Source organism: Fibrobacter sp. (genome assembly GCA_024399065.1).
GTDB lineage: Bacteria > Fibrobacterota > Fibrobacteria > Fibrobacterales > Fibrobacteraceae > Fibrobacter.
The window spans coordinates 1-6303 of sequence record JAKSIB010000069.1 but is presented as its reverse complement, the minus strand read 5'-3'; the positions used below and the strand labels follow the sequence as shown (position 1 = coordinate 6303).

The window sequence follows — 6303 nt, the reverse complement described above, 5'->3', positions numbered from 1 at the left end:
CCTTGCACGCAGCTAGTATTGTAGGGCTACGCCCGTATATGAAGAACCACCGGCGGGCCGGTGGGTCACTTTTTTATTTCAGCAAATCTGTGATGTCCTGGCTGATTTTTTGTGCCAAGGCGGCGTCTTCGTCGTAAACTGCGCAGACTTTCTTGCAACTGAGCTCCAACAGTTGGCGGGCAACCATGGAATCACGCTGATTGCGAATTTCGCGTAAGGATATGTCGATACGCTTAATGTCGTTCTGGTCGGGATAGCCTTTCATGAAAGTGAAGAACTGCTGGACTTGAATGTCGTAGTCGTAATCGCTTTCCAAGGCTAGCAAGAATGGAATGACTCGGACGTTCAAAAGTTTGGATAGATCTCCGACAAAGTTATTTAGGGTAATGCCAGCGGGGAACAACTCTTCGTTGTTCTTTTGCAAGTCGTCGGTATCTACAAAGTCTCCAGCTTCAATTTGTTCCAAGGCGGCACTTAGGAAATCCATTTCCTCGCGCTTGGCCTGTTCGCGGTACTTTGCCTGATAGTAAATCGGAAGCGTGGTAAGGCAATAGTGGGCCTGGTTCGCACCGACGAATTCACCGATGTAGTAGATGTCTGCATCTTCCTGCAGTATGTCTTCTTCCTTGGTGAAGTTTCCGATGCGGGCAGGAATAGGAATGACTTCCATGTTGGAAAGCTCATGGAGGCGTTCGCGGGCGGCTTCCACATCAATGTTGGCCGGGAGATCCATGCCTTCTTCCTGCATGGTTTCCAACAAATTGTCCAACTTGGCGTCGACGGCTTTGGTGAATGCGTTTCGGTTGCGCTTTTCTGCAGCCTGGCGGAAGTCCCCTTCTAAAGTGAGCAAACCGTTTTGAATCATGTCGTCAAAGGGCGATGTGTTTGATTCTCCCTCGGGAACGGGTAAGATTCTAGCGTATGCGATCATGCGACCGCACAAGTTTTCGTCATTGCCTTTCTTTTGCTCAATACCTAACATACATCGCAAATATACAAAATAGTTTAAAGGAGAAAGGATAAAGGTTAAAGGAGTATGCATAAAGGGAAAGCCTCGGGTTGGCCGAGGCTTTAAATGTTTATTGGATTCTGATGACAGTTGATTTTCTAAATCCTTGGGAGGATTCCCTAAACAGGTATGTGCCCGCAGGAAGGATTCGCTTTGAATTTAGAACGTCGTTATATGTTGCATTTTTTAGTGATTTGATTAACTTCCCTTGAACGCTGAAAATTTGCAGGTTAAATGTTTCGTGGGATGATTTCAAGCGTATGTCTCTTATAAGGGATGATTCAGAGGAATCCGTTGCGGTGGTATCTTCGCTTTTTTCCACATCAATGGGAGTCAGCTTAATTTGGTCTAGGTTGGGTCCGTCGTTGCTACCCACCACTGCAAATTGGATGTAGCTTGCGCCTCGAGGTAATTTGATGGTTGTTTCCTTAGAGGGGTAGGTTTTCCAGTCGGTGGTCTTTTCGAAGGTAATCTGCTGTTCCTCGGCGCCGGTGGTTCCCAGAGCTTGTATAATCAGGTCACGGCTGGCAGAGCTTCCGTTGGCGTAGAACATTTCCATGTTGTAGGTGCCTGCGGCATCCACATAAACGGGGACCTTGACACTGGAATTGCCTGCACCGAAGTTCACGTAGCCGCTTCCGGCAAAGCCTGCGTTGGTGCTTTCGTTAATGCCGTTTACAATGATTCCGCTTTCTGCCTGGAAGGTTGAAACGCCGGAGGCTGTGAAGATGGCTCCCAGTTCGATATCTTTGGAGACGGTGATTTCTATGGTTGCGTCGGTAGCATTTCCGGCGCTAGCTCCGGTCCAGCCTGCAAATTTCCAACCGTCCACGGGTTTGGCAGTAAATGAGACTGTTTTTCCTTCTGCCACTTTATTGCTGTTCAGACCTGTTTCAATGGATCCGCCGATGGATTCGTTTAATTTTACGTTGAAATAGGTGACGTTGCTTTCCAGTACGGAGATTTCATTAGAGGTTGCTCCCAGGCCGCCCATGGAATTTGCTGCACGGACAGTAACCTTGGAACCAACAGCGATACCTTCGGTAGAAACGCTATTTGTTGCAACGCTGGTCTTGAATTTCCCGTTGACGAATACCGCCCAGCAACGAGCATTTTCATCATCGGCCCAGACAATGTCGGCACCATCCTGAGAAATTTTTGGAGCATTAACCTGCTGAGTTAATTTGTTGGGTTCCCACTTGTCGGAACCTCCTAGAACATTGGCTAGGGTGTATTTGGCTGCGTCGCTGGCACTCCACACGGTCTTCAAATTCTTTGCTGTGGAAGCGTCCTTGCCTCCGTCAAAGTAGGTCTTGCGTCTGCTGACGTCCACGGCACCGCCGTTTCCGTTCTTGCTGTTGTATTCGCCGAAGACATCTGGACCAGAATTCATATCCGGACCCCAACCTTCTGCTCTCGGCTGTGCATACATGGTGGTGTTCAGGAATACAGTTTTAGCATGTCCCCAGGAACGTCCCAAATAAAAAGTTCCATTGAAGCTGTTATTGGATACGTTGATTTTTGCGTTGTTAAAGACGTAGCCCCAGCTAGTAGAAGTCTTGGCTGCGGTAATGTAGCCTCCATTACGGGTCATGACCAGGTTGGTGCCTTCAAACCATACGTCGCCATCGCCACAGATGAAGTCCACTGTACCCTGGATTTCGCCGCCTTCCCAATAAGTTCTGCCGCCTTTGTTGGTGTAGTAGGTATCCTGTCCGCTGAGCAAACGTACATTCTTGAAAATGTACCTGTCGCCAATCTGCTGGATTGTTACCTGTCGGGCAGCTTCGGCGCTTGCAAAAGAACTCTTGTTACGCACCGTCAGATCCTGCATGTACATCCCGTTGTTATTGGGAAAGTACAAGGTCGCAGTAACGCTGATGCCTTCGGTGTCTGTGGTGTTAGAAATGGTTGTCTTGTCGCGGTTTTGACCAACCAGCGAAACGTATGAGGTGGAAAAAGCGCTTCGACCATGGGAATCGCCGGTCACCTTTGTAATGTCGTATTCTCCCTCGGGAAAGAAAATCACGAAACGGTTGTTTTCGGAGGGCTTGGCTGCCGCTGCCGCTGCTGCTGCCGCCTTAAAATCACCATCGACGCCAACAACAAAGTCAAACTTTTTCTTGGTAATGCCGAATGCGTCGGTCACAAGACCTGCGGCGAGGAAGCTTGCAATGATTAGGGAAGTCTTTCTCATTATTCCCTACCGTTAACGCGAACAGTTTTGTTCTTTCCGTTCAGAATGTAATAGACTCCAGCGCCCTTGCCGAACTTTCCGTAATAGGATTTGTTCATAGATTTCTTTGCAAAACTGTTTGCCTTGATAGACTCTGTATTCTGTTCAATCTTTATTTTCCCGACCTTCAAATCGTCACTCATCCAGCCGATGGCATCGATATTTGCCATGCCGTCTTTTTCCAAACTGGTGAATGTAATTTCGTTATATCCTTCGGACAGCTTTACTTCAACAGAAATTGTTTTGTAAGTGGTCCATGCGCCGGTGCTTTCCATGCTAGCGGAGTCTACGAGCGTAATAGATTGTGCGTCTTCGATGGCGTTTGTATCCAGGTCTGCGGTAACCTTTGTTGAAACTCTGAAACCTCGTGCGGAGTTCCCGCCGTTTGCGAAACGTACATACAAGGTGTATGTGCCAACCTTTGCTGCGGTAACTCCGTAAGTGACGTAACTGCCCACTTCGTTATCCACGTTGGCGTAGCCTTCGCCGATGTAACCCGCGTTTGTCGTCTCAGCCTTGATGCCCTTGATGCCAACGGAATTCGCTCCGTCGATGACAAAACTGCAGGTGTCGCTTCCGCACATGGCAACAGGAGGCGGCGGGGGAGGAGGCGGTACGTAATCGTCGCTTAATTTTTCAAGAGCTTCAAGATATGCTTTTTCGGTGCTAATGAGTGCGGTTCCGTATTCGCCTGCCCACTGGTAACCAGTGCGGCGTTCCTCGGAAATTCTGGTGAAGTCCTGTGTCTTGGTGCTGGCGCCGTCGCGATCGCAGAAGAAGTAGTTGTCGTTGTTCACTTCATAAAAACGATACCACAGTACGCTGCCGTCTTTTTTGTCAAATGTTCCTGCTTTCTTGTTGAAGTAAAGGCCAGTGACCTTCGTTTTCTTGTACCAGTTGATGGCGCTCTTGACTGCCAGCTGGATTTCAGGAGTTTGGTTAGGCCAGTTCATCAGAAACCAGACAACGCCTGCGGATTCGCTGCCGGACTTGCTTTCCAGTTCGTAGGCGCGGGCTGGGCGGGGAGCGTAGTTTGCGGTATCGTGCTGGGCGCACCACACGGTGGGTACGCCATTATTGATAATCTGGGCCTTCAGCAAGTAATTGATGGCCTTGTCCATGGCGCCGCTCATCTTGGCGCGGGTAGCGTCATCGATGATGTCACTGTCGAAGGGCGACGTCTTGTTGGCGATATCCATCATGGTCACCATGGCGCGAATCATGGCGTTGTCATTTAACGTAATGTGGTCACTATAGTTGCCGCGCTTGGGCCAAACCTGAGGCAGGCCGCCTGTGGAGCGCTGCATGGTCAAAAGGAAATTGACGGCCTTGTTGAAACTGCTCTTGAATGCTGCCTTGTAGGTGGCGTTGGTGGTTTCCTTGTAGCGGACTGCCAACAGTCGCATTTCCTGTACGGTGGCGTCGTTGTCGATGGTGGCCAGGTCGCCACCGCTTGCGGAGCGCCACTCGGACTTTTGCCCGCCGGCATAGGCGCTTACGTACTTGCTTGCCATGGCCTTGTAAAAACCGCCATTGCTGATTTGCCAGGTGGTCATGTTGTAGGCGTATTGGTCAATATCCATGCCCTTGGCTGCGTTAGTCAGTTCGGAGTAGCCGCGGTAGCTGTTAATTTTGGAAACAGCCGTAGAAGGTGGTTCGTAAGTGGCGCCAAAAGCACTAGATACACAAATGCCAGCAATAATTGCCAGGTTTAACTTGGGTTTCATACACACATCCTTTTTTACCCATAGGCCTTCGCCTATTACATCCATTTTACAATCTATGTTAAAATTGTTCAAACGGACCTTTACACTCTTTTGGAGTGTTGCCTGCAGACAACACCTTTACAAAAGTAAAACTATACCAAAAATCATGTTTTTCTCGTTGAAAAAGCCGTTTATCGTTGTCAATTTGTCCAAGACTATGATTTTGGCTCGGTTTTTGCTACTTTTGGAACGTTAAAATTTAAACATAGGTGCTTTATGAATCCGAAGATCTACTACACCATTACCGACGAGGCTCCGTTCCTCGCTACCCAATCCCTCCTTCCCATTGTCAAGGCTTTCGCAAAGACCGCCGACATCGATGTGGATACCAAGAATATCTCCCTGGCCGGCCGAATTCTCGCTGTTTTTGGCAAGGCTGAAGACGACCTTGGTTTCCTGGGCAACCTGGCTCTGGATTCTTCTGCAAATATCATCAAGCTCCCTAACATTTCCGCTTCCCTCCCCCAGTTGAAGGCTGCCATTGCTGAACTTCAGAAGAATGGTTTCGACGTTCCGGAATATCCCGATGAACCCAAGACCGAAGAAGAAAAGGCAATTCGTGCCAAGTACGACAAGGTGAAGGGCTCCGCAGTGAACCCGGTGCTCCGTCAGGGTAACTCCGACCGCCGTGCTCCCAAGGCCGTAAAGAACTACGCCAAGAAGAATCCCCACAAGATGGGCGCTTGGTCTGCCGACAGCAAGACTCATGTTTCCTACATGACTGCCGACGATTTCTACGGTAACGAAAAGTCCGTGACTTTGGGCGATGCTGATACCTTCAAGATTGAATTTGTAGCTGCTGACGGTTCCGTCACTGAACTTCGCGCTGCAAAGCCCACTCTCGCTGGCGAAATCCTGGATGCAACCGTGATGCGCATGGCATCTCTCGAAAAGTTCATCGCCGACCAGATGGCCGACGCCAAGGCCAAGGGCGTGCTTTTCTCCGTGCATCTGAAGGCTACCATGATGAAGGTTTCCGACCCCGTCATGTTCGGTGCCTTTGTTCGCGTGTTCTTCAAGGATGTATTTACCAAGTACGCCGACCTGTTCAAGGAAATCGGTGTTAACGAAAATAATGGTCTGGGCGACCTCCTGAAGCGCCTGGAAGGCAATCCGAAGGAAGCTGAAGTCAAGGCTGCAATCGATGCCGCCCTGGCAAACGGCCCGGCTATCGCCATGGTGGATTCCGACAAGGGTATCACCAACCTGAACGTCCCCAGCGACGTGATTATCGACGCCTCCATGCCGGCCATGATCCGTAACTCCGGCTGCATGTGGAACAAGGAAGGCAA

Annotated in this window: 4 protein-coding genes; 1 reads left to right on the top strand and 3 read right to left on the bottom strand. The window is 49.6% G+C overall.

What is annotated here, in order from left to right:
* Positions 1-73: 73 nt before the first annotated feature.
* From MJZ25_16215 to pelA, 3 genes are all read right to left on the bottom strand, one after another.
* Positions 74-982, bottom strand: coding sequence for a hypothetical protein (locus MJZ25_16215; GenBank protein MCQ2125720.1), 909 nt, complete (start codon positions 980-982; stop codon positions 74-76).
* A 97-nt stretch (positions 983-1079) separates the two neighbouring features.
* Complete coding sequence (locus MJZ25_16210) at positions 1080-3206, bottom strand: pectinesterase family protein (protein ID MCQ2125719.1); 2127 nt, start codon at positions 3204-3206, stop codon at positions 1080-1082.
* Complete coding sequence (pelA, locus tag MJZ25_16205) at positions 3206-4972, bottom strand: pectate lyase (protein ID MCQ2125718.1); 1767 nt, start codon at positions 4970-4972, stop codon at positions 3206-3208. The genes MJZ25_16210 and pelA overlap by 1 nt, the downstream gene beginning before the upstream one ends.
* A gap of 255 nt (positions 4973-5227) precedes the next feature.
* On the opposite strand from pelA, the gene MJZ25_16200 reads away from it, so the two are divergent.
* Positions 5228-6303: NADP-dependent isocitrate dehydrogenase (locus tag MJZ25_16200; GenBank protein MCQ2125717.1), on the top strand; the 1076-nt coding region annotated here is incomplete at its 3' end.